Raw genomic sequence first — 26708 nt, forward strand, 5'->3', positions numbered from 1 at the left:
CGTACCACGAAAGAGAGGTTTTTTAACGAATACCATCTGCTCCAATTAGAACATCGGAAATACGTATTTGATAAGAAAATACAAGAATCCAAAGAAGATAATCAGATAAGCCACATACTTAATTAACGTAGATGCTACCCTGCTGGAGTCGTTACGCTCCTCGATATTGCGGGTCTCAATCTCCACATCTCGGTCTCGCTGCCTGCTCATAGTCTCCACCTCCATCCGATTCTTTAATTGCAGATGACGGTTATCTCTTGACGCTTACTACTCTTTACACACACGTCTTGGGATTGAACCAATCTTCAGGAAGGAGATGGCAAGCTTAGAAAAAGCCGATCATGGCAGGCAGAACGATAAAGGAAGCCAGCGTAGTCCACAGAATGCACCTGGATACCAGCTTGGGCGCGGCATCGTATTGCTCAGCAAGAATTACCGCGTTCACGGCTGCAGGCATCGCCGACAAAATCAGGATAACCGCAAACAAGGTTCCCTCAATGGATAAAATCGCGAGCAAGCCCCAAGCCACCAATGGGCCCACCAGCATTCGCATCGTCATGCCCGACCAGAATCCACGCTTGGAGACGGCAGAAGCTCCGCCCTCCCGAACCCCAACCATCTGGGCGCCCAGTATGACAAGAGCGAGCGGCGCATAAGCCGCGGACAGCATGGAAACGCCGGTATTCAACCCGTCCGGAAGCTGAAAATCCGTCAACCGGAAAAGGACGGCGAGTGCCGCCGCATAGACCGAGGGGAGAGTAAACACCGATTTGATCGCCTTCACAGCCGAAAAATGAGATCTCGCTGCCAGGTACACCCCTAATGTATTCATAATGATAATTTGCACGATGACATACACCGATGCTTTATCCAGCCCTGCTTGCCCGAATGCAAGCAGGACGAGAGGAAGCCCGTAATTCACGCTGTTGGTAAAAATCGTGGTCAAGGCGAGGCCCGATTTCTCTGTCTGGGACAAGCCCAGCATTTTACCGGCGAAGGCACTGAGCGCCCAAAGGGCGAGCACATTCAACAAGCAAAACGCAACCGTTACCGTGACCTCATTCGAGGTAATTGAAGCCTTCTCCAGCGTCTCGAAGATCAGAGCCGGGCTCAGCACATATAAAGACAAGGCCGAAAGCCCCTTGGTTTCAATGCCCTTGAATCGCTTAAGCAGGGCTCCGCCGATGACGGGCAGCGATATGGGAAGGAATACACTATAAATCGTAGCTAAGAAAGAAGAGATCATGAGGTCCACCTTTATGCAAAGTAAAATATCATTATCTCTACATCCTAACCCATACCTCAAGCATTCGTCCAAGATTTAAAGACTATAGGTTTAATAGGCCTAGGCTTTCATTATGCCATCTTCCTGATGACAAACGACACGGTGGTTCCTCTGCCCCTTGTGCTGTCAATCATGAGCCCCTGCCCATAGACTTGCTTCAAGCGCCGATCCGTGTTCATAAGGCCGACTCCCTTGCCGGCGGCACGCTGTCCACTCCCTAGCATCAAGCGGAGCTTCTCGGGATCCATGCCGGCACCATCATCCGCGATAATGACCTTGGCGGATTCAGCTTCACTTACGATGCGGATGGTTACAGTCCCTCCCTGGGTTCGCGCCAAGACCCCGTGAACGACCGCATTCTCCACAATCGTCTGCATGGTCAAAGGGGGAAGCTTCCACTGCTGAACAGCGACTTCCTCGGAAATATGCCAACGGACACGCAGCCGTTCCCCAAACCGCTCCCCTTCGATATACAGGTATGAGCGAACCAAGCCCAGCTCCTGCTCCAGCGGGATAAAACGCTCCAAGTTGCTGATATCATAGCTGGCTCTCAGATAGTGGCTGAATTCGCCAATCAGCGCAATCATCCGTGAAGGGTCAATCTCACTAAGAGATGCAATCGAATTTAAGGTATTGTGCAGAAAATGCGGCTGAATTTGAGCCTGGAGCCAAGCTGCCTCCATATGCAGCCGTTCTTTAATGGAGCGCTTCAGCTCCAGCAGTGCGCGTACCCTTGTTTTTAATTCCAGATGGTCCACCGGTTTGATTAAATAATCGTTAGCTCCGGAAATGAAGCCCATATGAATATCCTCAGGCCGGTTTCTTGCGGTCAGCAGAAGAATCGGAAGCTCCGATATCATATACCTCTGCCGAATCGTCCTTGACAATTCATATCCTGACATCTGGGGCATCATCACATCAGATATGATGAGATCCCATTCTCCCTGCTCCAATAATTGAAGGGCTTCCTCAGCCCGGGTAACGGTCACGATCTGATACCCTTCGTTTTCAAGCAAATGATGGATAACTTTTAGGTTAACCGGATCGTCATCTACGATGAGCAGCCTGCCATCGGTTTGACGAGAAAGCTTCTTAGTCTCGGATTCGGCCTCATCCTGTTCGTGTTTATCTGACATGTTAGATAGCCTCTCCTTCTCTTTCTCTGAATTTGAAGCCGGGGAGTCGGCCATAAACTCCTGTTTATCTGTCTTCTCCTGCCTCATCATATCGTCCACTTTCAGCGTGAACGTAAAGGAACTTCCCTGTCCCGGAGCGGATGACACGGAGAGCTCCCCTCCATGCAGCTCAACCAGCTGCTTGCAGATGCTGAGTCCAAGTCCCAACCCGCCTCCCGCTGCGGCAAAGCTGGAGTCTCCCTGCTCGTAGGGGAGGAATATCCGTCTTAATGTCTCTTCGTCCATCCCTATCCCCGTATCAAGAACGTGGACGCAGGCCCTTCCCTCAACAACGTCGGCAGTCACCGCGATCCGGCCTGACTCCGTATATTTGATTGCGTTGTGTATCAGATTGAATACAATCTGAACCAAGCGGCTTTCATCTGCCCATACCTTGGGAAAGTCATCCTCGATCTCGCATACGAGCTCGATTCGCTTGCCCTCCGCCATCGGACGGAGCATGTCCAGCACGCCTTGAGCAGCCGAACCGAGATGGACGCTCTGCATATTCAGCCGGATCCGCTTCTCCTTCAATAACGAAACATCCAGCAAGTCATCCAACAGCAGCGACATCCGCCTGCCAATGCCGGTAATCAGCTCCAGGTGGCCACGATCCTCTTGCTGAAGTAAACTCCCCTTGCGTTCCAGCAGCGTTTGCGCCATGTTAATCATGCCGTGCAGCGGATTTCGCAGCTCATGAGACGTATTTGCCAGAAATTCATCCTTCATCTTGTCTGCCCGCTGGAGCTGCTCGGCCTGTTCCCTCAGCACGACAGTGTTTCGGGTAAACCGGATAAACCAGAAGGAAGCAAATCCGAGAAACGCAATGATCAGGTCAATCGGGTAATACGGCAGTTCCTTAAAATACCGGAACCTTAAAATTCCGCTCATGATAATGTTGCAGGAAACGGCAACCGCCGACAGCAAGATAAATATGGCCGCTTCCGTCCGCTCACTGACCGCCTTCCTGGCAATCGAAGGCAGGAACAGCACGGAACTTATTAATACAAGTGATAAATAAGTAGAGAGATGCACCATCAGATGAAACGGAAGCAGCAAATAGGCCACGGCATACGAAACCACAAAGATCGTATAGGCCCGGTAAAATCCTTCTTTGATTCTCGGCCGGAGCAAATGCTTGGTACACAGAATCAAACATAATGATATAGCCACATAAGCAACAACCTTAAGCTTCACTGACCATTCGAAACGGATAGCAGGCTGCCAAACGAGCAGGAGCTTATCGTCGTCAACCAGCGTGGCCAGCAGCGTAAACAGGATAAGAGCCGCAAAATAAAACAGGCCTTTGTTCCGATAGCCGATTAGATACAGAATGAAGACATACATGACATGAAGAATTAGCACAATGCACACCAGCAGCTGCATGTTCTCCGAGAACGCTTTGCCCTTCATCACGGCTTCAGCTGTCCCGAATTTGATCGGCAGCTTAATCCCACCTGAATCAGGGTATTGATAATTGCTCACTTCCAAGATAATATCCAGCTCATCCCCGGCAGCCGGAGGGATGAGTTCGACATGGGGTACATTTCTTGCCATATGGGTCTCCGGCGTATCGGAGGGATGTCCGGATTCGTACAATAACTCACCATTGACGTACAAACGATAGGCTGTACGGATATCGGTGATCCAGAGGCCGTAAGTTACGTTATGCTCCGGTACGAGCAGCTTGAGACGATAAGTTCCGAAACCCATTTGGTTCCCGTTCTTGTTTACACCTTCCCATGGATCAGGAACCTGTATCCAGCGCGGATCGGCGGCAGGCTGCCGCTGCCCTTGAGACCATCTATCCGGGCCCATCCATTGATTCGGATAAAAGGCCCATTCCCCGTTCAGCGCAACCGTATTGCGGTCATCCGCCTGCCAGTCCCGAAGATCCAACACTCCTTGCTGAAACGGAACCTCCTCAGGGATCATGATGATTTTAAAATACGCCAGCCGCACGGAAAGTAAGATAACAATAAACAGAAAAGTAATCCCCAGCAGCCTTCTGCCGGAGATCGGTTTCGATTTCAAGTTGGAATAGGTCGACAATCATAACAGTCCCTTATAACATATTGTAAAAAACCAACAACACTGCACAACTGTCCATTATTTTACATCGTTACGGAGCTGTTGTCTGTTCCTTTTCCATAATGTCCAATAAATACAGGTCTGGTCAGGCCGCTATACAAACGATAATGTCTTGCCTGGGCGCTGCAGCGGCTGGTACGGACATAATTCCGTAGCGGATACATACTTCACCGTATAGTAAGAGTAGAATCTTTTTCTCCCGGATGCTTCATAAATCCACGAAAAAAAGTCGAAAATCGAATCATCCACCCATTTTCCGTTGTACTCGATCAACGACCGCAAATAAGGGATTTGGAGTTTCACTCCCCCATCCCACATGAAGATAAATGTGTTAACCTCGGCATTTTTTTGCAACAAAAAATGGACGGTACGCTCATCCAGCAAGTACTTGTCCTGACCACACAGAAATACCGGACCCTCATCAGTGGCAACGATACCAATCCGCTTGCCGTTGAAGTGAACATAGAAACCTCTGCAATGCTGGAGGTCCTTCTCAGCATCAAGCTCGAACTCCCGAAACGTTCCAAGCTCCAATCCCATGGCCTTATGCAGCGAAGATTCCTTAAATTTCCGAATGAATTTCATAACCGAATCATGTACCTCCCGATTGTTATGGTTCACTCCACAGTATAGGAGGCCGTCCTCTACAATTTCTGAACAACACCGGGAGAACCATAAAATCGGGCATCAAGATACAAAAAATCACCGGTCGAACAACCGGTGATTTCATATCGAATGCATGTTTGGCTACTTCATCCTATTTCATATTGGTGAGTTGGATTCCATTGCTCCATTCGTCGTACCATTTCACAATGTAAGGACTTGGCGCCTCGCCCATCTCATCTTCTAACACCTGACACAGAAGACTGAATTGACGGTGCACCTGGGCCGGATTATCCTGCAAAGCATATATTTTCATCAATGAAAAATAAGCCTTTTCCTCCAGGTGATGCTGCCGTTGGATCGAGAAGTAGCATAATATGGCTTCATCGATGCGTTCCTGATCCACATACCATTCCGCCATGGATAAAGAAACGCTAAGCCACAACTCCTTCAGCCTTTGACGTTCTCCTTCTGCCCACCAATAGTCATATTCCTGCAGGTAGTCTCCCGTGTACAATTTCATCATTTCAATATGTCGCTCAATCAATTCAGCCGACACGGAGGGATTTGACATGAACCAGTTCTCCCACTCCTCAATGTCCAACTGCACGCCTTCCATATTCAGCACATAGCCTTCTGTCGTGTTGGTGATTTGGAAGCGGGTATCATAAGGCTCCAATGTTTTTCGGATATGATAAATAGCCGTGTACAGCTGAGGATAGGCTTTATCCATGTCAAAATCCGGCCATAACATATCGATCAATGCCGACTTTCGTACAAGCTGTCCTCTATGCTGAAGCAGATAAATGAATATCTCCTGAGCCCGGGTTGTCCGCCAATGAAGCAGCGCGAATTGCCCCTGTTCATTCGGCTGCTCGATCATAACCTGGCGGAACATCGTCATCCGAATGTTTCGATTGGACTCCATGACCTCTTCCGGTCTGGACGCAATGCGGCTTCGCAAACGCTCCATCGTTTTGGCGACTCGATCAAGCTGGACAGGTTTAACAATATAATCTACGGCATTCAATTCAAAGGCAGTAACTGCATATTCGTGATACCCTGTCACAAATACAATACAGAGATGAGGCTTCTGCTCAAGCAGCTGCTCTGCCAGCTCAATGCCGTTCAATTCCGGCAAGCTGATATCCAAAAACACGATATCAACGTCCCTAGTAAGAATTTCGTCTCGTCCTTCAAAGGGATTCGTATATGTACCGATTACATCTATAGACATGGTATCCAGTTTTAACAGCTGACGTTCTAAATACTTCAAGGCCAACGGTTCATCATCTACGAGAATTACCTTCATTCATATTACTCCTTGGATTGGAAAAATACGGTCACATTTAACTATATTGATTCCTTCGCATTGTTGCAACAAGCGAAAGCATGTTTTACAAAATTCTCAACTTTCGCAGCTTAACAAGCTTCACCGGCAGACCACAGGCTGTATGTACGATACTAATTGTACCTTTATTCTGTTTAACGCATCGCTATGGGTTGCCCTATAATCCTTATTCCTTAAGTGATCGTATTCAAACCTAATCAATTTTTTTCCTATTAAATAATTCCCTACTCTTTTCTTTCAGGATGCTCTTTTACGTATTTCTCACTATATAGTACTACATAACTCAAAAACTCATTATAATTATTGTCCCCAATGTAGTATTCTTACCAAGGTTCATAGTAGGTAGAAAATTGAAGTGGGGGAAAGCAAAGATAACAAAAAACAGATCAATCATGGTGGTATTTGACCATAAGCAACCTGTTTAAACTCTTCATGCAAGGGAAATGCCATTCTCCATGATAAATCTACTTTTTCCTCTTCCGTTAACTGTTGCCCAACATCTTCTATGTTGAACTGCTTTAGTTCATATATTATGTTGCTAATTTCTTCTTGTGCATTAATTCCGTTGTTAATCAATATCTCAGCTAAAGTTACTTTTATTGTAATATTCTCACTAAATGTATTCCAGCAATCTCTTTCAAAACGGACTGCCCTCATAAACGAGCGTACGATCTTTTCCCCAACTCACTTCCAGCAATATTTTTTGACCAAGCTTCCTAAAATAGGGTAACATAGAGCTGATCATTCATTTAATTATTGGAGGAGTTCATATTGGAAGCCGTCATACAACATCAGTGGAATTTAAGTGAGATGGAAGCCATTGAATTACAGCGGGAATTAGCTAAAAAAGTTATTACCGAGGATTGGTTTGACCCAATCCATTATGTTGCGGAGTAGACGTTGCTTACAGCAAAAACAATAATACACTAATTGCAGCGATTGTCGTTTTAGAATTAGATTCATTGAAAATTGTAGAATCCGTTGTCATTGAAGATACGGTTCAATTCCCATATATCCCAGGTTTATTTTCGTTCCGAGAACTTCCTCCGATTATAAAAGCATTTGAAAAGATAAAGACCAATCCTCAATTAGTCGTATGTGACGGACAAGGGCTCGCCCACCCTAGACGGTTTGGATTAGCCTGCCATTTGGGGGTCCTGTATGATATCCCCACCATTGGGTGTGGAAAAACGAAGCTATCCGGCAATTTTACAGAACCCGATCAACATAGAGGAGCTCAGTCACCATTAATCGATAATCGTGAAATCATTGGGAATGTATTAAGAACGCAGAAGAATATTAATCCCATCTTTGTTTCCATCGGCCATCGGGTATCCTTAACGACTGCCTGCCAATGGATACTCAAACTTTCACCGAAATATCGGCTACCCGAAACGACTCGGCAAGCTGATCAGCTTGTGAAAGAGACATTGTCGCTTCACAACCATTCCCTGAGTTAGTCACAGCCACCGGCTTAGCCGATGACTTCATCTTATCATAAAGTTCAAGGGGGTTTTACTCATAGCTATAAACCTTCCTGAACCCCGGTTGAACCGGGGGTTCTAATACAAAATAAAAGACGGGCGAAAACCGCCCATCTTAGACTACATAACAAACCATAACAACACATCAAGTCTTTCGCATCTAAAAGGCCTTATTCAATCGTCTCGCGTATCGTAATGGAGAAAGGTATTTTCACCGGACTGGTATCTCCCTAAAGACTCCATTTAACGCTTACAATTATTGCTCTAGCTTATAACGGCTTCTATATTCAGGAATTTTGCTGATAGTATATCATATGAGCTTAAGCATGATAAAATAATTAGATCAGAGTACTTCTGACTTTTCTTCTACCAGATTTCCATGCTCGTCATATTTTTTAAAACTTAATCTTCTGCCTAAAACCCTATATTCAACTAACTTTGTACAACCATTTTCATAATACTCCTTTTGCGGACCTTCTAGTACATTTTTGTCGAGATGCTTAATTTCTTTGACTTGTCCATTCGGATAATATTGAACCATTTCCCCATGCTTAATGCCGTCTTTAACTACGTAATAACCTGCTAAATCACCATTCTCATAACAATCATAGATTATACCAGTAAATAAATGTTCATTATTCTCTTGATCATATTGCACTATAAAGGAATCATATTCGTCCCCTCCATACCCAAATGTATCTTCGAACTGACTACCATTTTTTAGAACATATTCTTTATTCAATATTTTATCTTCCAACTTTAGGCACCTCCGAAATTATTTCAAATCCCTCAAGTATATATGCGCAGTGTGGACAACACTTAAACATGGTTCCACCAGACTTCTTCTTGTTAACTCCTGTTCTTATTACATTTACTACTATATCTTCTATTCGAGCATTGGGATTCTTCTTTAGGGCTTCGTTTACAGCCAAAACTTCAGCATGAGAACCCGCTCCCTTACTTGAGGTGACTATAAGAATCGAATACTTTTTTTGGCATTAAACTCGCCACATTTATCCAACGGATAGTTAGCTTCTGATAACCCTTTAAATCAAGTATATCCTGTAAATTTTTATGTGTTTTATTTAACCTGGTGGGGTTGTCGACTTCCCTTTCACAGGCCTATAGCGCGCTGAGCCCCCTTAGCTATATACGCCAACTGTACCAACCACTCCACAAGCCGCCCCTATTAGTATGGCTCGAGCATGGCGACCATTAAACTCACTGCCACTACTAGCTGCAATGGAGACATAAAAACGTAAACAAAGTAGCGCCCCAGTTAGTTCTTTACAACAATTTTTTGTATCTTAATGTAGGGCGAATATAAAATAGACTCATCCTAATTTAATAGAATGAGCTAGAATAAATTATTCATATTAAATTTATAAAACTATCAGACTTGTTTTGGAATTAACAGTGATACTATCTCTCTCTGATTCTTTTTTTTCGCTAAATCCATTACACTACTATTTAACTCTGACCCTGATTATCAAATTGCAACATCTTGGTATCCTACATCAACTACTTTTTCATCTAATAAACGAAGTCCTAAACCATTTTCTAAATCCCATGTACAATTAAAGAGGATTCCAATATCACGTTCTTCGTTAATATCTCCATAAGGGACAACAATACCATCTAAAGTAATCATCTGCATTAGTTGTTCCGTTGTATCAATAAAAGGATAATTTTCATTAAAAGCGATGTCATAACCTAGTTCATGACGCTTTTGCTGATAATAGTTTAGAATTGGTTGCAGTAAACTTATCTGCACTTGCTCCCAATTTTCCATTAACATTTGATATGCCAAATACTGTTCTTTATCAAATATCCCTTCATCATCCCCTTTGACCATAAGTGATATCGGCGTTTCAACTCCAAAATAATTAATAGTAATATCCTTAGACCAAATATAATCATAATCAAGTTCCCCAAACACTGCATCATTAATTTTCATAATAAACTCTCCTCTCTATCTCTCCGCAAATCCTCCAGGTTCAAACGCATCAGAGTTTACTTCACCAACGCCGCCAAGATGCCCAAATGTACTGTTTATCTTTGTCGGGACAAGTTGCATTGTTTTAAAATCATTTAATTCATGCCATGTTAATTTGTTTTTATCTCTATATTTCTTACCAACTAACATATATTCAATTTCCACTTGCGCTTTTGCTACAGGTGAAAAGTCAGGAACTGCATTATATAGTGTATACCTTTAATTCCAGTTTCATTGAATATTTTTTGAATTTGTGGGTCTGGCGGAGGCTTAAGAGTACACATGGATTCGCCTCGCACACTGATAAAGGCTCGCTTCGTACGAACTGGAAAATTCTGTTTGCCTGAAGGCTGGTGGAATGTCAGCAGCTTGTCCCGTCCCTAAGTTATAAAGCTGTACTGGAGAACAAAAAAGCGATAATTGGGTTACCAATTACCGCATAGCGATGTCCAACAATTTGTGTACTATATTATCACTATTTTATTTTCTACGATGTTTCTAAAATTGGTATAATTTCTCATCATATTATTACCGTATGCACTTACAGCCTTATTGCCATTTATCATACTCTCATAATTTTCTTTGAATTCTTTTTTTGTCGACTCGTCTAAACTATCATAGTATCTTTTAGTGGCTTCTTCTGCTAATTCACGTGAACCATATGTTAAGATAAAACTAATATCAACCACATAACCATTTGGAGGATAAAATCCTCTAACCGTAACTTGTTTAACGAAGTTATCCAAATCATTCATACAGCATTCTACAATCGGTATGAATACACTATCTAACCAATTAGTGAATTCTTTAACAACACGATCCCAATTTTCCTCATTTGCGATGTTCCAATATAATTGACCACTTGGAACATTGCATTGACGGGTATTAATATGAAATATTTTATCTTTCGATTTTAATGGAGTAATTGCACATTCACCATAAAATGCTACATTTTTATCAGATATATTATTCCAACTTGTATAAAAAAACACCTTGTACATGAAATTCTTATCTTTTTTTGTCATCCAATGACCTGACTTAGAATATTTCCATCCACTATCTGTATACTGTCCAGATATTAAACTGCATACGTTATCAAATACTTCATTTGCTTTCATATTTACACCTCAAATCTAAGCCATCTAGGGATCATGAGTTTTAAACTCAATCTTTAAATCTTAAACCTCAAGCCTCTTAATAGTAACGATCTCATTTTGGTTAATCATCAGCCAACACAACTAATTTCGAGCTATTTCCTTGGATTTTTTATAGCACCAATCATTATTGTACGGCACATTAGAAATATTATCTATGTCCTCAAGAGTATAAAACAATTCTTCCTCAACTCATATTTTGCTATGGGATAGATCTTAAGAATAGAATGGGAAAATTGTAATAATAGATCTTCATTATCATAAAAATCGTGTCAGATACTACCGCTTTAAAATATTCATTATTCGTATCATCCCATTCAAAACTAACTATTTGATATTCATACGGTTCATCATATACGCTAAAGCAAACGGCTTGTGCTGCTACTTTCATTGAACGGAAGACACGGTTGTATATGGCCGTGAAGATGCCGGACAGAACCGCCCATTCGATGGAAGTTGCTTTTGGTGTGGTAGCCAGTCAATACCCTCAAGGTGTCTTCCAAACACCAACAACTGACCGAGGAAAAGAATTTGCTTGCTATTCGGACTTGGAAGCCATTCACGACGCTAAAATCTATTTTGCAGACCCGTACACTTCATGGTAACGGGGCTCAAATGAAAACGGAAATGGCCTCCTCCGAGAATTCTTTCCCAAGGGCCATGACTTTGCAGAGGTTACGGATGAACAACTAGCTGATGCAATAGGGCTAATTAACAATCGCCCCCGCAAATGTCTCAGCAGGAAGTCGGCTCACGAAGCTTTCATGGATGAGGTGTCGCACTTAGCTTGACAATCCGTCAAATGCAAAAGCCAATTTTGACATGAAATCACATGCGAAAATTGGCTTTTATTAGCAACTACCAGTTTTTTTGATGCAATAAAAAGTAACGGTTTAAAATAAAACTTTTACCAGAGCATTTTGGTACTCTTCATTCCTTGTCTCCTACAAATAAGAGTTTAGAGAAAACCTTCCCCAAAGAAGATATGGGTATAATAAAAAACTTATATGAATCTTCTTTTGTTTATTATACTTATTTTTCTTGTTTATACCCATTAACAAAGCTATGTATTCCTTTAAAAAATATTTCTTTAACAGCTTCTGTATAGTTTTCAAATTCCTCTTTAGAAATAATTATATCTAAAATTTGTTTTACTTGCCCATCTATAATAATTGTAACTCCATCTGTTAATTCACCACTTTCTTCATTTTTAAACTTATCGTTTAAAATAACAATTTTATTATTTTCCATTTTCTTCTCCTTCAAAATAATTATTTTTATTTATAATCCAATATTTATGTTTAGTTTCAATCATATCGTAAAAAATATGATATTTTCCAATCCAACCATCTGGAACATATTCCTCAAATGATGTATATTCCGGAAACATAGAAAACAGTTGTTTTTGATCAAAATTTACATACAAAGCTGGTTTAAAATTATATAAAGAATCTTCTGCATCTTTTTCAAAATTCTTAATAAATTCCATCCTTATAAATTGTGTGTCGACTTTATACTTCAATATATTATTAAAAAATATTTTTGCTGTCTTTTCATTTAATATAGGAATATCTATTCTCTCTTCTTCACAAGTCCCTTCATCTGTAGTATCTAAAATCCATAAATCTTTTTTTGTAATATACCAATTAAATTCTTTTTTGTATACTGTACCGACAATTATAATCTCTCCATAATACGGACTTAACAACTGATATACCTCCTCAATCTATTATGGTACTGTCTTTGCATTTACTGCATACTCTATAAGCCAATCTTTTATTGGTGCAGGTATTTCATATGCTACCCCTTCAAACCCATGCTTTTGGAAAACAGTTCTATCTACAATTTTAGGTGCAGCTCCTCCTTGGTTTAATGGGTTTTTAGTGTAATTTCCTTGGGGAATGGCGTTCTCTGCAATAAAATCATCTAACCATTTAGGAACATCAAATTCAACAATATATGAATCTTCACCTCTTTTATTATGAAAATACTGTGCATGATCCTTCCCTGTACTAACATTTAATTGGCTTTTTTTCCATTTAGCGTTAATGTGTATATTTCCTTTTTCGTCAATCAGTAATATATCTTTACTACCATCACCTTGTACCCTTCTATATGTAACAAAGTCTTCATCCGTCCCCTCACGCCCCTTCTTCGGCGCACCTTCCACATCCGGTTCTTGTTTGTTATTTACCTTCAACTCATCAATATGAGGTTGTGGGCTATTAGTAGACGTCTTAGGCTTAATTCCCTTTGTGAAAAGATCCTGCAACGCGTTCTTAACTGGCCTAAGGCCTATTAAAAAACCAGAGAACATAGCGCTTTGAGTACCCACAGTTACTGCCCCTGTAAATGTAGGTCTACGTCCGTTAATCAGTTCTGTCAATGTATAGTCAGTATATCCACTAGCAAATCCACTAGCAAGCATTGCTGTAAAACCACTCGCTACCTGACTCGTCGTAGCAGGAAGTAATGTTGTAGATGCCGCACCCCCAACGGGTCCAAATATCCCCCCCGTCACGGCTCCTACAATTCCACCTGTTAATGCACTTCTTAAGTAGGTTTCCCCGCTACTCCATTCTCCCCGAGCCAAGTCATTGGCAAAGGTTGCGCCAACTGCACCAACTGCTCCAAATGCAGCCCCCATGAGTACTGCTCCAGCAACTCCGCCAGTAACTACTGTAGCGGTGACTACCAAGGCAACTACCACTACAACTGCAACGGCGGCGCAAACCTTATCCCAGAAGCCCCATCCGCCCGACTCTTCTTCCTTCGGCGGCGGCGGCGGCGTATAAGTCTCAATCTCATCGTTATATTTCGGATAGCTTGTCCGGTCGGCACCATCCAGCTTGACCTTGCTTCCGAGTATGTGGTACTCACTTTCAACCGTAAATCCGCTCAGCTTGCTTAACTTCTTGGCCAGGATCATGTTCGGTGTTCGGAATACCACACGTTTTGGAGTGTACAGCGAAATATCTTCACCAGCGTTCATCGTGAGCTTCCGGTGGCTTGTCAGGATGACGCCTGCCGCATCATCAAAGCTAATCATTAACGGCTCTTTGGAACCACTGACCACATTAATCGCTGTCGGCGTAATTTCTAGCTCGCTGCCATGCTCCGTACCGAAGTAGCGGTTGTTGGGATCCCCGGTTTTGCTGCAATCCTCTCCGTTCGTCCGGACACAGCCGATGACCTTGGCTTTGCTTCCTGCATCATCCGGGAAGTACAGGCTCGCATTCGTTCCCTTCTGAGGCATCGAGTACATGGCACTTCCCGTAGGCGGGGCAAAAGGGAACCAATAGGCCGATGCGGGCGACTGCTCCTGATCGATCTCCAAATGCAGCTTGATCTGCTGACCTTTAACATCTAACACCTTACCGTTCATCGAGATGCCAATTAATTTTTGGTTATGTATCCGATTTTGACGTATGCCATCCCTTCTCGATAAGCGGTAGTTATAGATCAGTTGACCCTTATCCATGGCGGCTTTCATTTCACTAATCACCATCGGTTTATCTCGAAACAGAACCTCATCACCAATGGCATAACGTGTACCACTTTGAATTTCGTATGTAAAAAAATCGGTATGATGCACCGAGGCAGATCCTGACCTAGCATTTTGATAAGCAAGTAGATCTTTACTTGCCGTATACGGCAAATCATCTGGAAGCTGGATGCTGTTCCTGGTTGGCACTCCGATGTACATCCGTGGCTTGGCTTCGTAAATATCACTGAACACCACACTCTGAAAATGACTGGCCATCCGTTTGAGGAACTCCCAGTCGGTCTCGTCATACTGGATGATCGGTTCGCCAATAGAATCATTTTCGCCAACGAGTTGAATCACATCGTACCCGGCATAAGCTTTCAACACGCTTTTAACGAGTTCGCCGTACGTCATGTTTTTATTTTGGAAGGATCGGCGCCTCTTCTGAGCATCCAACCGGCTCGAGCCGGAAACGGCTTCTATCTCTATGCTATAAATCCCGTTGTGATGCTTGGTTTGTACGTTGGCAATGAGCCCGCTAAAAATCTTGGTTTCCCCGTCAAACGCCTGAACTTGGTCATCCGTCGACGCTTTGAGTACGGCGTTAACCTGATCCTGATCATCGACAAGGCCGCGAATGAATAGTCGCCCATGCTCATTCGGCTTCCATTCTATTTGAATGTCTTTAACTATCTTGAGTCGGTATGGCGATGTTACTCTTATGTTTTCAAACCCTATCATATCAACTAGCCTCCGATCGCATAACTTTTCATGCTGTCCGGTCGCCTCCGCTTATGCTCTTCATATTTGACATGTCATCCTAGTCCTCATCATGCTGACCACTGCTGTTAAAATGGATCACCCCACCTAGTGAACAGCTCAATTCAGACTCGGTAGTCAGAGCCGACTTCCCTTCTACCTTTGCCTGCTCTTTGGTCTTCTCCCATTTGCTGCCGGCCAACAGAGCTAGCACGCAAGGCTTCCCCTGTATTTCTTGGCCATCCATCGAGATTAAATAAACCGTCTCACCGCTCTGATTTTCCGGACTGCTGCAGATCCCAAAATTCGAAATATTTACTTCGGGAATAGAGTCCGATTCGTTCATCATAGGCTTGCCATTGACATAGGCTCCGTGGCTATTCGGCAAATTCAGTTTCCGTATATGTGATCCACAATCGCAAAAAATATTAGCGCCACGTACAACATACTCATACTTATCCATCAGTTCACGCCCTTCCCCAACTTTCGCTCAATCACTCAACGAGAACTTTCTTCAAGCTAACTCCGATCATATCTCGGCGGAGTATGCTCTCGGCTACATCTAGGCGGACAATGATCAGAGGTTGCTCACTTTCTTGCACGCGGAAAATTCGCTTCTTCGCCACCTTCTCCTCTTGGAGTACCAGCTTCTTGATGACGCTTCGATCCGCATTAAATTCACTGCTCGGACTTAGAGCTTCCACTTCCTCGAAAAAAGGCAGGAAGTAAAGACTTTGCTTACTATTGAATTGATCCATCAGAGGAATATGCTTAAAAATACATTCCGGCTCGTACATGGCGATCAATTTCTTCAATTTATCTGACAGCAAGTAGAGCTGATGGCTTAATAGATCCAAATACTCAGTATTGGTAGAGGCCTTAACCTGAAATATTGTTGTATCTGCAATTTGATGAGCACGTAGGCGATTCATATGGCGTATATCGATTTTTTGCCGAAGATTTTGTAAAACTGGAGTGTCGGTATAGCGTTCATCCTGCTGCATCATAAAGTAATCCATGACATCCCTCCTCCATTCACTGCTCTGCCATGATTCATTCTTGTCCTGTTTCCGGCTGACCATAGAGAAGCTCGCTGCGATCCCGGTATTCCCCTGCCAGAATACAAATATTCGGTTTTTTCACCAGCAAGTTGTAACCCTCACATTCCAAAATAGAAGGAACCATATTTCTCATAAATTCGATCGCTAACAAATGGTATCTTATGGCTTCAATTTGTAAGATCCGTTCAATATCCATCGTCGAGATTTTCCGGGCATAACTTGATTTAACAGCTTCCAACTCCCGCATTCTCTGAAATAAAGGATTAAATATAAACTCTGCCTTCCAGTGTGAAGAACACTCTACAGGATCAAGAAACCAACGCTCGTCATGAATATCGATGCGATAACTGACCTTATACTCCATCAAGCTTGTCCGCAGCAAAGATAGATAGATATATTGAATATCTCCCTTCATCCCTGCGTCTTGAAGCTCGGCCGCCTTTTTACACGCTGAATCCACTGAACTCACAAATTCCGCTATAGTAGCATCTTGATTTTGGATATAGCTTTCAGAAATGATATCCAAGTCACCCTGCCAGCGATCAAACACATGATTTTCCAATAAATGACCCAATGCCTCTTCACGACTCATGACAGTACTCATTCGATATTCACCCTGCCCCCGCTAAGCGTGACCTCATCCTCCACTTTAAGCGAAGCATTCCCTTGAACGAATTCAATGCCTGACTCCCCTTGTATGAGAATCTTGGCACCGCCGTTAATTTCGATATCCTCCATGGCCGACAGGGAAATCTTCTTGTCGCTGTTAATTTCGATCCCACCATCATCGGTGAGTTTCATCAGCAATTGGCCTCCACCAATAATTTCAACTGCGCCGGGTTTAAACACGATTTCTTTGCCATATTTGGTACTGATGCTCTTTACTGACGGATCGCTTCGTTTCTCAGGATTAGGGGAGTCGGTGTCCACCGAGCTCGCGGCAAAAGCATTTTTCTCTTGTTCGTCGGGAAAATAAAGCCGTACTTTATCCCCTTTTTCCGGCATGCAGTACCAGCCGCTCCCATCCGGGGATGAATAAACCGTGGAATAAGCAAACCACATGGCTTCATTCACAGGTTGATCCTGATCAATGTTCAGCTTTACCCTGACCTTATCCTTTGCCACATCAAGGATCGTTCCAAATAACGACGTTCCCGCTAGCGCATAAGGATATTCCGTTCGGCAGCGCAGCCCTTTGGCATCTTTTAGATCGTAAATACTGATCAATATTCCGTTCTCCAGCTTGGTCTCCACGCGGCTGACATACAATGTCCGTCTTTGGAAGGAGACCGCTTGGCCCAACTCAAACACCTTATGACTTGTTACCGTGTAACTGATGCTATTTTGCTCTGAAATATCCTTCACACCGTTCTCGGATTTCAGCTTATAGTCTCTTAAATCTTTATTGATAGCGTAGTTGTATTCATCTAACTTCTGGGGATGATCAGCATCAGGCAATCCGACATACAGTTTAATACCGGATTGAGAACTGACAGGAATTAGTGGGGCGTGAAAATGCGAGGCTAATCTCCTCATAAACGCCCAATCGGTTTCTTGATATTGAACCAGTAATCCACCCGTTTTTTTGCCTTGCGATGCTTCGTCAATGACATCGGAATCAGGGTAGTTAGCTATAATCCGATGAAACAAACCTTTATAAGGTAGCTCTTTATTTTGGATAGACCCTGTCTCCTTACGGATATCCATAAGGATGGATGAGCTGTGAGCTTCAATCGCAATACTCCTAACACCACGCGCAGCTTGTACGGAGATATTCGTAATTACACCGTGAAACAGGGGGATTGCCTTGTCCTTATCCTGGACAGCAACCCGAATGGTATCGCTCGCATTTGCTTGTTCAATATACTTATCCTGCATGTCTTCGGAAATAATGCCGCTAATCATCAGCTTGGCATGTTCATTTACTTGTTTATCGATGACCAGTTCCGTAATTCTCTCGAACTTATAATTTGATACCGTAATATTTGCAGACGTATAGATGACCTCGCTCATGCTTGTTCCCCTCCCTCTTCTTCAATATGGACAGTGATGCTGCGTATTGCCTGATACGCCACATCTCTCCAATCTGGATAGTCCTCATATCGACAGCAGAAGGTTCCCATTAAGACCTTGCCTTCAAGTTCGAGGAAATACATGATGTTAAATAAGGAGCCGTCGATCACCATATTTTTAAACTCAAAGTATCCGAGCGTTTTCTCGTTTACAGTCTCTACCCCGCTTTCGTAGAAAACATGAGAAGGATTCGACTTTTGAATCATCGATTTCATGCTGGTAGCCAGTTCCTGTACCATCTCATCCCTTAACTCATGATCTATTCGGTTTAGAGTGAAATTAATTGCTCCCGACTCATCGCTTCTAATAATTTCAGGCCGTTGTTCATAGGGATACTTAATGGATCGAATCTCCTTAGGCATTTCTTCAAAGTCAGCAGGAAGGTAGAGAGAGATTTTGTCCTCATAGAAAGACTGCAAAGTAAATTCATAATACCGCTTCCCAATTTTCACCGGCCCATCCGTAATAGAACGAGATATCATCGATTGCTCTGCTTCATTAATGATCTGCGTAATCTTCTCATCCATAAACGACATAACTTTTCCTCCTCCTTTTATGGGGTAAACCCATCCCTAATCCACAATCACCCGCTGGCCGCCGCCCGGGATCATGCCCATCTTACCGCCACCACCCCGGACACCGTCCAGGATACGGCTCAGATACTTGTGGATCTCCACGTTGGTGTACTCCCTGCTGCTCATGCCAAGACGGTTCGCCATATAGTGCAAAATGACGTCCCGAGCGAGGGTTCCCTCGTTCATGCACATCATCGTAAACATGAAGTCCTGCGGATCGCCGCTTCCCTTGCGTATCATTTCCTCGGCGAAGCAGCGCAGGATAACCGGGGACAAGGTGCTTTTGCCGTAAGCCGCATAGCGGACATGCAGAACATTCACGGTATTAAATTCAGTCGCCAGGTCCCGGAAGCCCTGGTAGTCCTGTCGCAGCCGGGCGCCTTCCTTCAACTTGAAGCGGCACAGCTCGAGCTCGGAGGCACCCACCTCCATCTGTTCGTCGATCACGATCTCACTGCGATACGTCCGCCAGTCGCTGTCTTCTTCGCCTGCATGGAAACGAACCTTCAGCGCGGCCTCCCGCCCTGTAGCGCGGTACTTGGTGCTCACAGCATCTTTCAGCAAATATAAACGCCCTTGGTGCTTGACGATACCGGGATGAACGGTCAAGGAATCTGCTCCGACCTCAACATGGGCACCTGTAATGATGCCGTCCGTATATTCCTGATAGTAGACATCCACAAATTCGCGAGGGAAATCCCGCAGATTTTCCAGCATCGCCGTCTTTAGGATCCGGCCCTTCTCGAACTTCGGTGCGATATGGTTAAACATTGCCTTCCCCTCCTTCCGGCTGTAACGTTTACGCGACTCTCCCGGTTAAGCTCTGTGTGATCAGATGATGTATCAAGCTTGGTGCCCCTCCATATGAACTCCGTGCAGGTACAAGACAGGATTGGAAGTAAAGATCAGAAGCGCACTTCCCTACTTCATCCCGTCAAAAAAGTCCAGCTCCGACCGCTCGTTCTCGAACGGGAACAGCTCCTTGCGGCCGAGCAGCAGCCCTTCGTCCTGGCGGGCGATCGGCAGCACGTGAAAGCCCCAGTGATTGTCATCCGCAAAGACGAAATACTTCGTCTCTCCGTTCACGATAGAGTCGGTATCGTCCTGCGGAATTTTATCCTGATAGACCGCTTGGATATCCTCGTATTTCACGGACTCATAGTCCTTGATCCGGTTATGGTACACATAGCTGTGCCGCAGCATGCCGTCCGATCCCCGCAGGAGGAACTCCACCTCCTGTGTGTGGTAAGGCCGGGAGATGAAGCCCAGCACCCGGTTCGTCCGTTCCAGGCTGGAGATTAGCTCCAGCTCGCGGCGGTCATGGGTGTATGCGCTGACCGAATACGGGATGACAGCGGCATGATTCGTAATGCTCGTCTCGATGACGCCGGCCTTCCGGGCGTTCAGATAGCGGATCGCTCCGCGCAGGCAGGCCAGCTTCAACTCGGGAACACGGCCTTCGACGGGTTTTTGCCGGAATTCGATGCTCCGTCCCGGTACAAACTCCTTCAGCGCCTCGCGAAACACCTCGATCCGGCAGGATTGCCCTGTCAGCTTAATAATCGAATACTCGCCCAGCACGCCGTCCTGGTAGAATCCATCCAGAAATTTGCGCAGCACCTCGTAGATATCCCCTTTGATCAGCTGGGTAATTTCCTTGATATTGAACACAACATTCGGAATTTCATATTCATCCTTCAATTCACCGCCCCGCAGTACCGACAGGAACCATCGCTCCATCGTGGTTATCTGCAAATCATTATCCCGGCTGTCGTCCTCCTCTGCGTCGAAGCGGTTCCTCAGGATTCCGGTCTTGCGGAAAAACTGTTCCTTCATGCCCTCGGCAATCTCCCACAAGAAATAAAAATTGCCGCGAACCCGGTAATACTCGTCCCGCGAGCGATTCTCATACTTTGCAAAGGCTGTCGGAATCATCGCCTCCGCCTCACGATAACGTCGCTCCAGTTCGGTATACACCGCGGACACACCGTTCTCATCCACTTCGCGGAACAAGTCGTTTGCCGGAATATCGATCAAATCATCGATATCCGTCACTCTGCGCCGCCCGCTTGTGTAATAATCGGCGAATACGATTTTCATAAACTGCATAATGCGATATGTAATGTTGTTGCCGCCAAAATGCGTATCCCCGTTCTCATACGTCGCATCCATCACGATGCGGTAGGACATATGCCCGTCCTCGACGCGGAAGCGGCAGGAAGATAAATCTGTCGTTCCGCCCCCGCAGTCGATCACGAGTGCTTTATACTCCGTCCCCTCCATGAATATATTCCGTTCCAGGCCGTCCGCAATTGTGTTGTACAGTACGGCCATCCCCTCATCCAGCGCCTCCTGCTGCTCAATTCGGTAATCCGGCAAAATCTCGGCGAACATTTTAAGGAACGGGGCCTTCATCTTGACGGGACTCGAGAAATGCAGGTTCTTGAACTTGCATTTGAATTGATGTTCCGCCATCTGGATTACGTATTTCAAATACGCCTGGATGATATCCCGCCGCAGTATGGAAGCCGTATTTCCTTCGCTGTCCATAATCTCGACAGGCTGGTTATAGCTGTTCACCCAGCGTTTAAGCCCCTGAAATACCGAGGCCCGGCTGCTGTAGCTGCTGCGGCGGATATTCAACAACGCCTCATGGCCGAACTGGTATTTTACCGCTGCCGGGTCAGAGCAATCGGCTACGCTGACCGCTGTAGGCAGCGCCTCGAGCCATTCCGTTCTTCGGTACGTCGGATCGGGGAACTTCACGAAATTCACTTCATTGGAGCGAATATGACCGTTTAACACATCAAGACTGCTCGGAGACTGCGCGTACCCGTGGTATAAAAAAGCGCCGGCCGTCGTATTGGAAGTACCGAAATCGATCGCCAGCACGGCATCCGTCTTTTGCAGCTCCCGTATGTCCAGCTCAGCCAGCGGAATTTTATAATATTGGATTTGAATGGGCGGCAGCACCTGCGCCTGGTAATACGCCTTATACACGTATTCCGAATCACGCTTGCGGAGGAACAACAGGCTGTACTGGCGATTGGACGTGCGCTGCCATTCCATGCTGCTGTCCGCCGCCAAATAAAAGCTGCCCGCCTCGCCCTCCTCTTTGCGCAAATTAAGAATGCCGCAGAGCTCCATCCGGTCGTTGACGAGCAGTACATTGGACTCCGCAAATACCGCAGGGGCCTTCACCTTATAGCCGTCGCTTTTATCGATGGCGATGTTTGGATAAATGACGATGCGGGCCGGAACACGAATGCCCCCGTCCCCTTGAAGCGATGCCTGCATGTATTTGCGCATCACCGTCTTTACGCGTTCGAAGCCGCCTTCGCCGAAAGGGCCGATGAACATCTCTTCGTCCGCGCCCAAATACTTCAGGATGACGCGGATCATTTCTTCCCGGTCCAGCCGATGGCTAAGCCCCTCTACGAGCCGTTCCCGGTAGCAGATATTCCGCAGTTGGAAGGTGGTCATCTCCGTAAGCTCATCCTGCGTATATCGAACCTTCCCGCGCACCCGCTGTTGGCTGGTGGAATCCGTGTACAGTTTATAGCCCTTCATGCTTGATCAATTCCTCCTCCAAAATGGTTAGGGGCATCCTTAAAACATACCTGTTCAAAAAGTCAAATTTTCAGCACCGAGAAGGTTGAGTGAAGTCAGGACTGAGGAACTACCTCTCTCTAATACATGGCGATGCGATCTTGGATCATCGTATCCGCGGCATCGATAATCCCTACATGGCAATCCCAATACACCTCGGTGCGGTAGCGAACCGGGAGGAACAGCTCCATCAGCAGCTCCAGCTTCCGGCCGGCGAGCTCCGTCTTCTTCTGACCGATGTAGAACAGCATCTCATCCTTCTCCTCGCTGTTGACATAAATCGTCGAGCGGCGAAACATTCTGCTTACCGTGCTTCGAAGCAGATTCAGCGTCTCTCCCGTGTCATACATGCGGAGGATTGCGCAGGCGATCCACTCCCGTTCATCCCGCTCGAACAGACCGATCCGCTCCTTTACCCGCTCGCCGAACGCCCCGGCTTCCAAATCCCGCAGGACGAATCGTATGTGATATTCCCGCTTATTCATGCCCTGCATGAAGTCCAGCTCCGCCAGGAAATGTATCAGAATATCAAACAGCGTATGGCGGATCTCCTCATCTTCCGTCAAGTTGATGTTCAGCAAATCGCGGAACACATCGGAGAATCGATAGAACGGGTTGACCTCCACCTCGACCTGCTCGCCCGCTGCGGCGTTTAAATCCTCTAAACTAAGCTCCATGTAAGGCGAGTACACCTTGGCCGGGAGGAAAGTAACATCCCGCTTATGAATTCCGGATTCCTGTGCCTGAACGAGCAAATCCCAAATGTAATTCAAGCCCATTCTCCTTCACAGCGATATTCGGGGAACGACATCTGGACTTGGGACACCAAAAAGCTCATCATATCCTCGGCTAAATAACCCAACTCCTTGCCGGATTCCCGGTAGATGAATTTCAGGCACATCCGCCATTTTCCGTTATCCACCCGAACTTCATCCGTAATGAACCGGTTCAACTCATAGGTCAGCGCGTTATTGGCGGAAGGGGGCCGAATCTCCACATCCACGAGCTCCAGCCATTCCGATACGGCAAAAGAATGGATAATCCGCACAATCTCGCCCTTGGAGCGAACGACCTGTCCTTGACTGCGGCCATAATTGCTGATGAAATCGTCCCGCTGCCGGTTCGACATCAGTGCGTAACTCAGCTTGCCCATGCCTGTACTAACCGGCTCCACCACCATCAATACCTGCCAGGAATCGGATTTATCACGCGTCGATACAACGGTCAGTTCCTCCGGCGAACGCTTGATGTAACGAATGCTGTCGTCATTGGTGTCGACCAGATAGCCATGCTGCAGCCCGCTTTTGCGCAGTGGCAGCACATGCTCGAAATTCACGCGATCAGCCGCCGGAACCGGGAAGCCTCCCGTCTTCAGTTCCAGGCGCTGAATGTTCCAGAGTGGAACTAGATCCGTTCTTTTATATGCTTCGTATTCCTCCAGATGAACGGTGATCTCCTGAACTTCCTCTTCTACCGCCAGCTGTACGTCCCCCCCGATCAATACGACGTTCACGAATTTGTAAGCGTAAGGATGATTGATCGTTTTCCAAGGCAGGCCATTGCTTAGAAAAACATGATACAGCTTCTCGATTTCTCGTATGTATGCGGTATTTCGCTCCAGCTTGACTTGAATGACATGACGGCCTATATTCGTAACCAGCTCTCCGCGAAATGTCCGGTCACTGTAGAGCAGATCCTGAATCATTGGGTATTTGCATTCCAGAAACAAGGAAAATAACGGCTGCTCCTCTCCTTCGTTTAGACGGGCAACCAAATGATGCAGATCAATCCTGCGCGGCTCCGTATCCTCTGTAATCATCGGGAACAAATACTCGTGCAGGGGGTCCCATTCCTCACGGCGGCACATCCCCACATACACATCGTATTTGCTGTCCTGATTGCCGACCTCCTCGAATACTCGCCGCTCAATCTGGCGGTTCAGCTCCTCCTGGTATTCGACCAGGCCGAGGAACACGCCGCTCATCAGATTGCGAAGCAGCCGGCGCTGCTGCAAATCCTCCATTTTACTAAGCCGATCCATCACGATATCCTTCATGATCCCCCGCCTCCTTCCGGCGTAGCTGACCGATCCTGCCTGTCGCTCGTAGAACTTTCTGGGCTTGCTCCTGCCTCCTCAGATCCAGCGGTTGTACCCTGATTCACCGAACTTGGCCCTGATGAAGTTGATCCATCAGGCGAAGAAGTGCCTCCTGAAGCTTGATCCTCGCTTCCTTCATGTCTCGTGGCTCCGTCCATGCTCGATCCTGAAGCACCGCTCCACTCGAAAGCCCCGCCGGATCCATTGCTCCCGTTCGATCCGTTATTTCCACTTGAGCCATTCTGTCCGTTCATTCCATTCGAACCGTTCATCCCGGACATGTCCGAAACGGGCCCCCCTCCCGCCGAGAGCGAAGCCGAATCCGATTGTCCCGCCGCAGGCACGATGGGATTGCGCTTCTCGTCGGCTTTGGCAATTTTCCGCTCCATCGCCAGCACCCGCTCCAGCTTGTCGATCTCCTGGTAGATTTCCTGGGCCAGCGTATAAGCCTCGATGGCGGCGTTATAATCCAATGCGGCTAGGGCGCGGTCACCTTTTTTCTCCAAATTGTCGGCCTTAAGCGTTTTGGTCTCCCGATAAATGGTATTGATTTTCCCCTCGGCCTCTTCCATCTTCGTCTCCAACTGCTTCTGACCGCTCGGATAATTCGCTTCAATCGCTGCCCTGTACGCCTTCTTGTATGTCTCCAGCGCACTGGTGTAATCCTGATTCTGGAAGTGGATATCGCCTTCCTTTATGACTTCCGTCAGCTTGGCGACCGCCTCACTTCGCTCGATTCGCGCCTGAATATCCTCTACCTTGAACGGCTTGTACTTCTCAGCCTCACCCAGCGCTTTCGTATAGCTGTCCAGTGCCATATCGAAGCTGCCGTCCTTCACGTATTCGTCGCCGTCCGTCAATGCTTGGGCCACGCGCTGCTTGTTGCGAAGCAGTTGAAAATGCAGTTTGTCTTTCAGCTTGCTGGCCGCGTTCTTCGCTTCACTGTAAGCCTTAAGCGCCTTCGGGTAATCGCTGGCGGATGCGTATTCGTCACCCTCCTGCTCAAACTCGGTCATCTGCACAACCGTCTCGGCCAGTTTAGCCGCCTGCCTAGCCTTCGCATACCAGATGCCTCCCCCGGCGATCACCATGGTGAGCAGCAGTATTGCGATGCGTATGATCCATTTCTTCCGGTTTTTGGGCTTCTCGGTAAACGTCTTGTTAGCGTAAACAGCGGCTGCAGTATAATTGTTCACCGTCTGCTGCTGCTTGCTGAGGACAATGTCCTCCAGCGTATCCGTCAAGCTGTCGGGATCACTCGATTCCGCCAGTGCATCGAGCATTTCCGGCAGCTCGACCTCTTCCCAAATTCCCGGTGTGCACAGAAGAAGCACATCTCCATCCGAAAGCGGAGTTTTATTTGAAATATAGGGTTCAAAACGATCTGGCCGCCCCATATAACTCAACAAATTCCCTCGCTCCTCATGGCCGGAAAATCCTTCCTCGGACACCCTTCCGTCCTCCAGAAGCAACTGCGCCAGGCTCTGATCTTTGGAACGCAAATTCAGCCGACCGCCGCGAAAATGGTATAATCGCGCATGACCACAGGTCGCCCACACCATCCGCGTATAATTCGTCACGACAACGAGCACGCTGGCTTTAAGCCGGACTCTGCGGCTTTCAAACTTCAACCACTCATGAGCTGTCTCCAAATCCTGCCGGATTTTTCTCCGTGACAAGGATGGCTTCTCCATAAAATTCTCCAGGATGACACTGACCGCCATTTTCGCGCTATGTGCCTCTCGATCCGTATCGAGACCATCCGCAATGACGTAGCAAGCCATGTCCTCGAGCTCCACGAAGGCAAAATAATCTCTGTTGTCGATATACGAACCCGCTTCGGAGACAAATGCGGTCTTGAAATCGCTGTTCTCCTTTCTCATGTGTCCCTCCGTTTCCCCCGTCCT

23 protein-coding genes and 3 pseudogenes are annotated in these 26708 nt (G+C 46.0%); 2 read left to right on the top strand and 24 right to left on the bottom strand.

The annotated features are described in order from the left end of the window. Positions 1–45 precede the first annotated feature (45 nt). The 6 genes from CRG97_RS33385 to CRG97_RS26315 all read right to left on the bottom strand — a co-directional run bounded on the left by CRG97_RS33385 (position 46) and on the right by CRG97_RS26315 (position 7162). Entirely contained in the window at positions 46–210 is a 165-nt protein-coding gene (locus tag CRG97_RS33385; RefSeq protein WP_164817510.1) for a hypothetical protein, read from the bottom strand. Between the two features lie 115 nt (positions 211–325). Beyond that, on the bottom strand, positions 326–1246 hold the full coding sequence (locus tag CRG97_RS26295) for an AEC family transporter (protein ID WP_098748600.1): 921 nt from the start codon (positions 1244–1246) through the stop codon (positions 326–328). A 110-nt stretch (positions 1247–1356) separates the two neighbouring features. Then, positions 1357–4512 carry a hybrid sensor histidine kinase/response regulator gene (locus CRG97_RS26300; protein ID WP_098748601.1) on the bottom strand — a complete coding sequence of 1052 codons (3156 nt, stop codon included), beginning with the start codon at positions 4510–4512 and terminating at the stop codon, positions 1357–1359. A 132-nt stretch (positions 4513–4644) separates the two neighbouring features. Further along, positions 4645–5136: a hypothetical protein gene (locus CRG97_RS26305; RefSeq protein ID WP_098748602.1), complete on the bottom strand. Its 492-nt coding sequence runs from the start codon at positions 5134–5136 to the stop codon at positions 4645–4647. Between the two features lie 172 nt (positions 5137–5308). Then, positions 5309–6466 carry a response regulator gene (locus CRG97_RS26310; protein ID WP_098748603.1) on the bottom strand — a complete coding sequence of 386 codons (1158 nt, stop codon included), beginning with the start codon at positions 6464–6466 and terminating at the stop codon, positions 5309–5311. 429 nt (positions 6467–6895) lie between these two features. Continuing rightward, the gene (locus tag CRG97_RS26315) at positions 6896–7162 is read right to left on the bottom strand and encodes an Imm3 family immunity protein (RefSeq protein WP_098748604.1); all 267 of its coding nucleotides are present in this window, start codon (positions 7160–7162) and stop codon (positions 6896–6898) included. A 153-nt stretch (positions 7163–7315) separates the two neighbouring features. On the opposite strand from CRG97_RS26315, the pseudogene nfi reads away from it, so the two are divergent. Continuing rightward, positions 7316–7965: pseudogene (gene nfi, locus CRG97_RS26320) on the top strand (deoxyribonuclease V). A gap of 367 nt (positions 7966–8332) precedes the next feature. On the opposite strand, the gene CRG97_RS26325 reads toward nfi, so the two are convergent. The 5 genes and pseudogenes from CRG97_RS26325 to CRG97_RS26345 all read right to left on the bottom strand — a co-directional run bounded on the left by CRG97_RS26325 (position 8333) and on the right by CRG97_RS26345 (position 11103). Beyond that, positions 8333–8746, bottom strand: coding sequence for a toxin-antitoxin system YwqK family antitoxin (locus CRG97_RS26325; protein ID WP_098748605.1), 414 nt, complete (start codon positions 8744–8746; stop codon positions 8333–8335). Continuing rightward, positions 8736–8921: a YwqJ-related putative deaminase gene (locus CRG97_RS26330; protein WP_237566584.1), complete on the bottom strand. Its 186-nt coding sequence runs from the start codon at positions 8919–8921 to the stop codon at positions 8736–8738. The genes CRG97_RS26325 and CRG97_RS26330 overlap by 11 nt, the downstream gene beginning before the upstream one ends. 557 nt (positions 8922–9478) lie before the next feature. Continuing rightward, positions 9479–9946, bottom strand: coding sequence for a DUF6985 domain-containing protein (locus CRG97_RS26335; RefSeq protein ID WP_098748606.1), 468 nt, complete (start codon positions 9944–9946; stop codon positions 9479–9481). 15 nt (positions 9947–9961) lie between these two features. Further along, a pseudogene (locus CRG97_RS26340) lies at positions 9962–10417 on the bottom strand (HNH endonuclease). A gap of 32 nt (positions 10418–10449) precedes the next feature. Then, positions 10450–11103: a hypothetical protein gene (locus tag CRG97_RS26345; RefSeq protein ID WP_098748607.1), complete on the bottom strand. Its 654-nt coding sequence runs from the start codon at positions 11101–11103 to the stop codon at positions 10450–10452. A gap of 398 nt (positions 11104–11501) precedes the next feature. On the opposite strand from CRG97_RS26345, the pseudogene CRG97_RS26350 reads away from it, so the two are divergent. After that, positions 11502–11930 (top strand): annotated as a pseudogene (locus CRG97_RS26350) (IS30 family transposase); the annotation flags it as partial. A gap of 241 nt (positions 11931–12171) precedes the next feature. On the opposite strand, the gene CRG97_RS26355 reads toward CRG97_RS26350, so the two are convergent. From CRG97_RS26355 to CRG97_RS26415, 13 genes are all read right to left on the bottom strand, one after another. Beyond that, positions 12172–12390, bottom strand: coding sequence for a hypothetical protein (locus tag CRG97_RS26355; RefSeq protein WP_098748608.1), 219 nt, complete (start codon positions 12388–12390; stop codon positions 12172–12174). Next, complete coding sequence (locus tag CRG97_RS26360; RefSeq protein ID WP_098748609.1) at positions 12380–12847, bottom strand: hypothetical protein; 468 nt, start codon at positions 12845–12847, stop codon at positions 12380–12382. Before CRG97_RS26360 ends, CRG97_RS26355 begins: the two co-directional genes overlap by 11 nt. A 21-nt stretch (positions 12848–12868) precedes the next feature. Beyond that, a complete protein-coding gene (locus CRG97_RS26365) occupies positions 12869–15367 on the bottom strand; it encodes a contractile injection system protein, VgrG/Pvc8 family (RefSeq protein WP_098748610.1) in 2499 nt (832 codons plus the stop codon). A 79-nt stretch (positions 15368–15446) separates the two neighbouring features. Continuing rightward, positions 15447–15848 carry a DUF4280 domain-containing protein gene (locus tag CRG97_RS26370; protein ID WP_098748611.1) on the bottom strand — a complete coding sequence of 134 codons (402 nt, stop codon included), beginning with the start codon at positions 15846–15848 and terminating at the stop codon, positions 15447–15449. 31 nt (positions 15849–15879) lie between these two features. Continuing rightward, positions 15880–16467 carry an imm11 family protein gene (locus CRG97_RS26375; protein ID WP_481856220.1) on the bottom strand — a complete coding sequence of 196 codons (588 nt, stop codon included), beginning with the start codon at positions 16465–16467 and terminating at the stop codon, positions 15880–15882. Further along, entirely contained in the window at positions 16439–17050 is a 612-nt protein-coding gene (locus tag CRG97_RS26380; protein ID WP_098748613.1) for a hypothetical protein, read from the bottom strand. The genes CRG97_RS26375 and CRG97_RS26380 overlap by 29 nt, the downstream gene beginning before the upstream one ends. Then, positions 17047–18459, bottom strand: coding sequence for a phage baseplate assembly protein V (locus CRG97_RS26385; protein WP_098748614.1), 1413 nt, complete (start codon positions 18457–18459; stop codon positions 17047–17049). Before CRG97_RS26385 ends, CRG97_RS26380 begins: the two co-directional genes overlap by 4 nt. Continuing rightward, positions 18456–19055, bottom strand: a complete 600-nt coding sequence (locus CRG97_RS26390) for a hypothetical protein (protein ID WP_098748615.1) — start codon at positions 19053–19055, stop codon at positions 18456–18458. Before CRG97_RS26390 ends, CRG97_RS26385 begins: the two co-directional genes overlap by 4 nt. Positions 19056–19091: 36 nt before the next feature. Then, on the bottom strand, positions 19092–19865 hold the full coding sequence (locus tag CRG97_RS26395) for a DNA and RNA helicase (protein WP_098748616.1): 774 nt from the start codon (positions 19863–19865) through the stop codon (positions 19092–19094). A gap of 150 nt (positions 19866–20015) precedes the next feature. After that, a complete protein-coding gene (locus tag CRG97_RS26400; protein ID WP_098748617.1) occupies positions 20016–22664 on the bottom strand; it encodes an acetate and sugar kinases/Hsc70/actin family protein in 2649 nt (882 codons plus the stop codon). A gap of 119 nt (positions 22665–22783) precedes the next feature. Next, positions 22784–23482, bottom strand: coding sequence for an iron-dependent peroxidase (locus CRG97_RS26405; protein WP_098748618.1), 699 nt, complete (start codon positions 23480–23482; stop codon positions 22784–22786). Further along, on the bottom strand, positions 23473–24759 hold the full coding sequence (locus tag CRG97_RS33120; protein ID WP_098748619.1) for a normocyte-binding protein: 1287 nt from the start codon (positions 24757–24759) through the stop codon (positions 23473–23475). Before CRG97_RS33120 ends, CRG97_RS26405 begins: the two co-directional genes overlap by 10 nt. After that, the gene (locus CRG97_RS26415) at positions 24756–26684 is read right to left on the bottom strand and encodes a serine/threonine protein phosphatase (protein ID WP_098748620.1); all 1929 of its coding nucleotides are present in this window, start codon (positions 26682–26684) and stop codon (positions 24756–24758) included. The genes CRG97_RS33120 and CRG97_RS26415 overlap by 4 nt, the downstream gene beginning before the upstream one ends. Positions 26685–26708: the final 24 nt, after the last annotated feature.

The sequence above is a fragment of the Paenibacillus sp. EZ-K15 genome, from assembly GCF_002573715.1.
Classification (GTDB): Bacteria; Bacillota; Bacilli; order Paenibacillales; family Paenibacillaceae; genus Paenibacillus_AQ.

Excerpts from the sequence above, each read along its gene's own strand:
- CRG97_RS33385 (WP_164817510.1), bottom strand. The coding sequence starts at position 210 with ATGAGCAGGCAGCGAGACCGAGATGTGGAGATTGAGACCCGCAATATC.
- CRG97_RS26295 (WP_098748600.1), bottom strand. The coding sequence starts at position 1,246 with ATGATCTCTTCTTTCTTAGCTACGATTTATAGTGTATTCCTTCCCATA.
- CRG97_RS26305 (WP_098748602.1), bottom strand. The coding sequence starts at position 5,136 with ATGAAATTCATTCGGAAATTTAAGGAATCTTCGCTGCATAAGGCCATG.
- CRG97_RS26310 (WP_098748603.1), bottom strand. The coding sequence starts at position 6,466 with ATGAAGGTAATTCTCGTAGATGATGAACCGTTGGCCTTGAAGTATTTA.
- CRG97_RS26315 (WP_098748604.1), bottom strand. The coding sequence starts at position 7,162 with ATGAGGGCAGTCCGTTTTGAAAGAGATTGCTGGAATACATTTAGTGAG.
- CRG97_RS26335 (WP_098748606.1), bottom strand. The coding sequence starts at position 9,946 with ATGAAAATTAATGATGCAGTGTTTGGGGAACTTGATTATGATTATATT.
- CRG97_RS26345 (WP_098748607.1), bottom strand. The coding sequence starts at position 11,103 with ATGAAAGCAAATGAAGTATTTGATAACGTATGCAGTTTAATATCTGGA.
- CRG97_RS26355 (WP_098748608.1), bottom strand. The coding sequence starts at position 12,390 with ATGGAAAATAATAAAATTGTTATTTTAAACGATAAGTTTAAAAATGAA.
- CRG97_RS26365 (WP_098748610.1), bottom strand. The coding sequence starts at position 15,367 with ATGATAGGGTTTGAAAACATAAGAGTAACATCGCCATACCGACTCAAG.
- CRG97_RS26370 (WP_098748611.1), bottom strand. The coding sequence starts at position 15,848 with ATGGATAAGTATGAGTATGTTGTACGTGGCGCTAATATTTTTTGCGAT.
- CRG97_RS26375 (WP_481856220.1), bottom strand. The coding sequence starts at position 16,467 with ATGGTCAGCCGGAAACAGGACAAGAATGAATCATGGCAGAGCAGTGAA.
- CRG97_RS26380 (WP_098748613.1), bottom strand. The coding sequence starts at position 17,050 with ATGAGTACTGTCATGAGTCGTGAAGAGGCATTGGGTCATTTATTGGAA.
- CRG97_RS26385 (WP_098748614.1), bottom strand. The coding sequence starts at position 18,459 with ATGAGCGAGGTCATCTATACGTCTGCAAATATTACGGTATCAAATTAT.
- CRG97_RS26390 (WP_098748615.1), bottom strand. The coding sequence starts at position 19,055 with ATGTCGTTTATGGATGAGAAGATTACGCAGATCATTAATGAAGCAGAG.
- CRG97_RS26395 (WP_098748616.1), bottom strand. The coding sequence starts at position 19,865 with ATGTTTAACCATATCGCACCGAAGTTCGAGAAGGGCCGGATCCTAAAG.
- CRG97_RS26400 (WP_098748617.1), bottom strand. The coding sequence starts at position 22,664 with ATGAAGGGCTATAAACTGTACACGGATTCCACCAGCCAACAGCGGGTG.
- CRG97_RS26405 (WP_098748618.1), bottom strand. The coding sequence starts at position 23,482 with ATGGGCTTGAATTACATTTGGGATTTGCTCGTTCAGGCACAGGAATCC.
- CRG97_RS33120 (WP_098748619.1), bottom strand. The coding sequence starts at position 24,759 with ATGAAGGATATCGTGATGGATCGGCTTAGTAAAATGGAGGATTTGCAG.
- CRG97_RS26415 (WP_098748620.1), bottom strand. The coding sequence starts at position 26,684 with ATGAGAAAGGAGAACAGCGATTTCAAGACCGCATTTGTCTCCGAAGCG.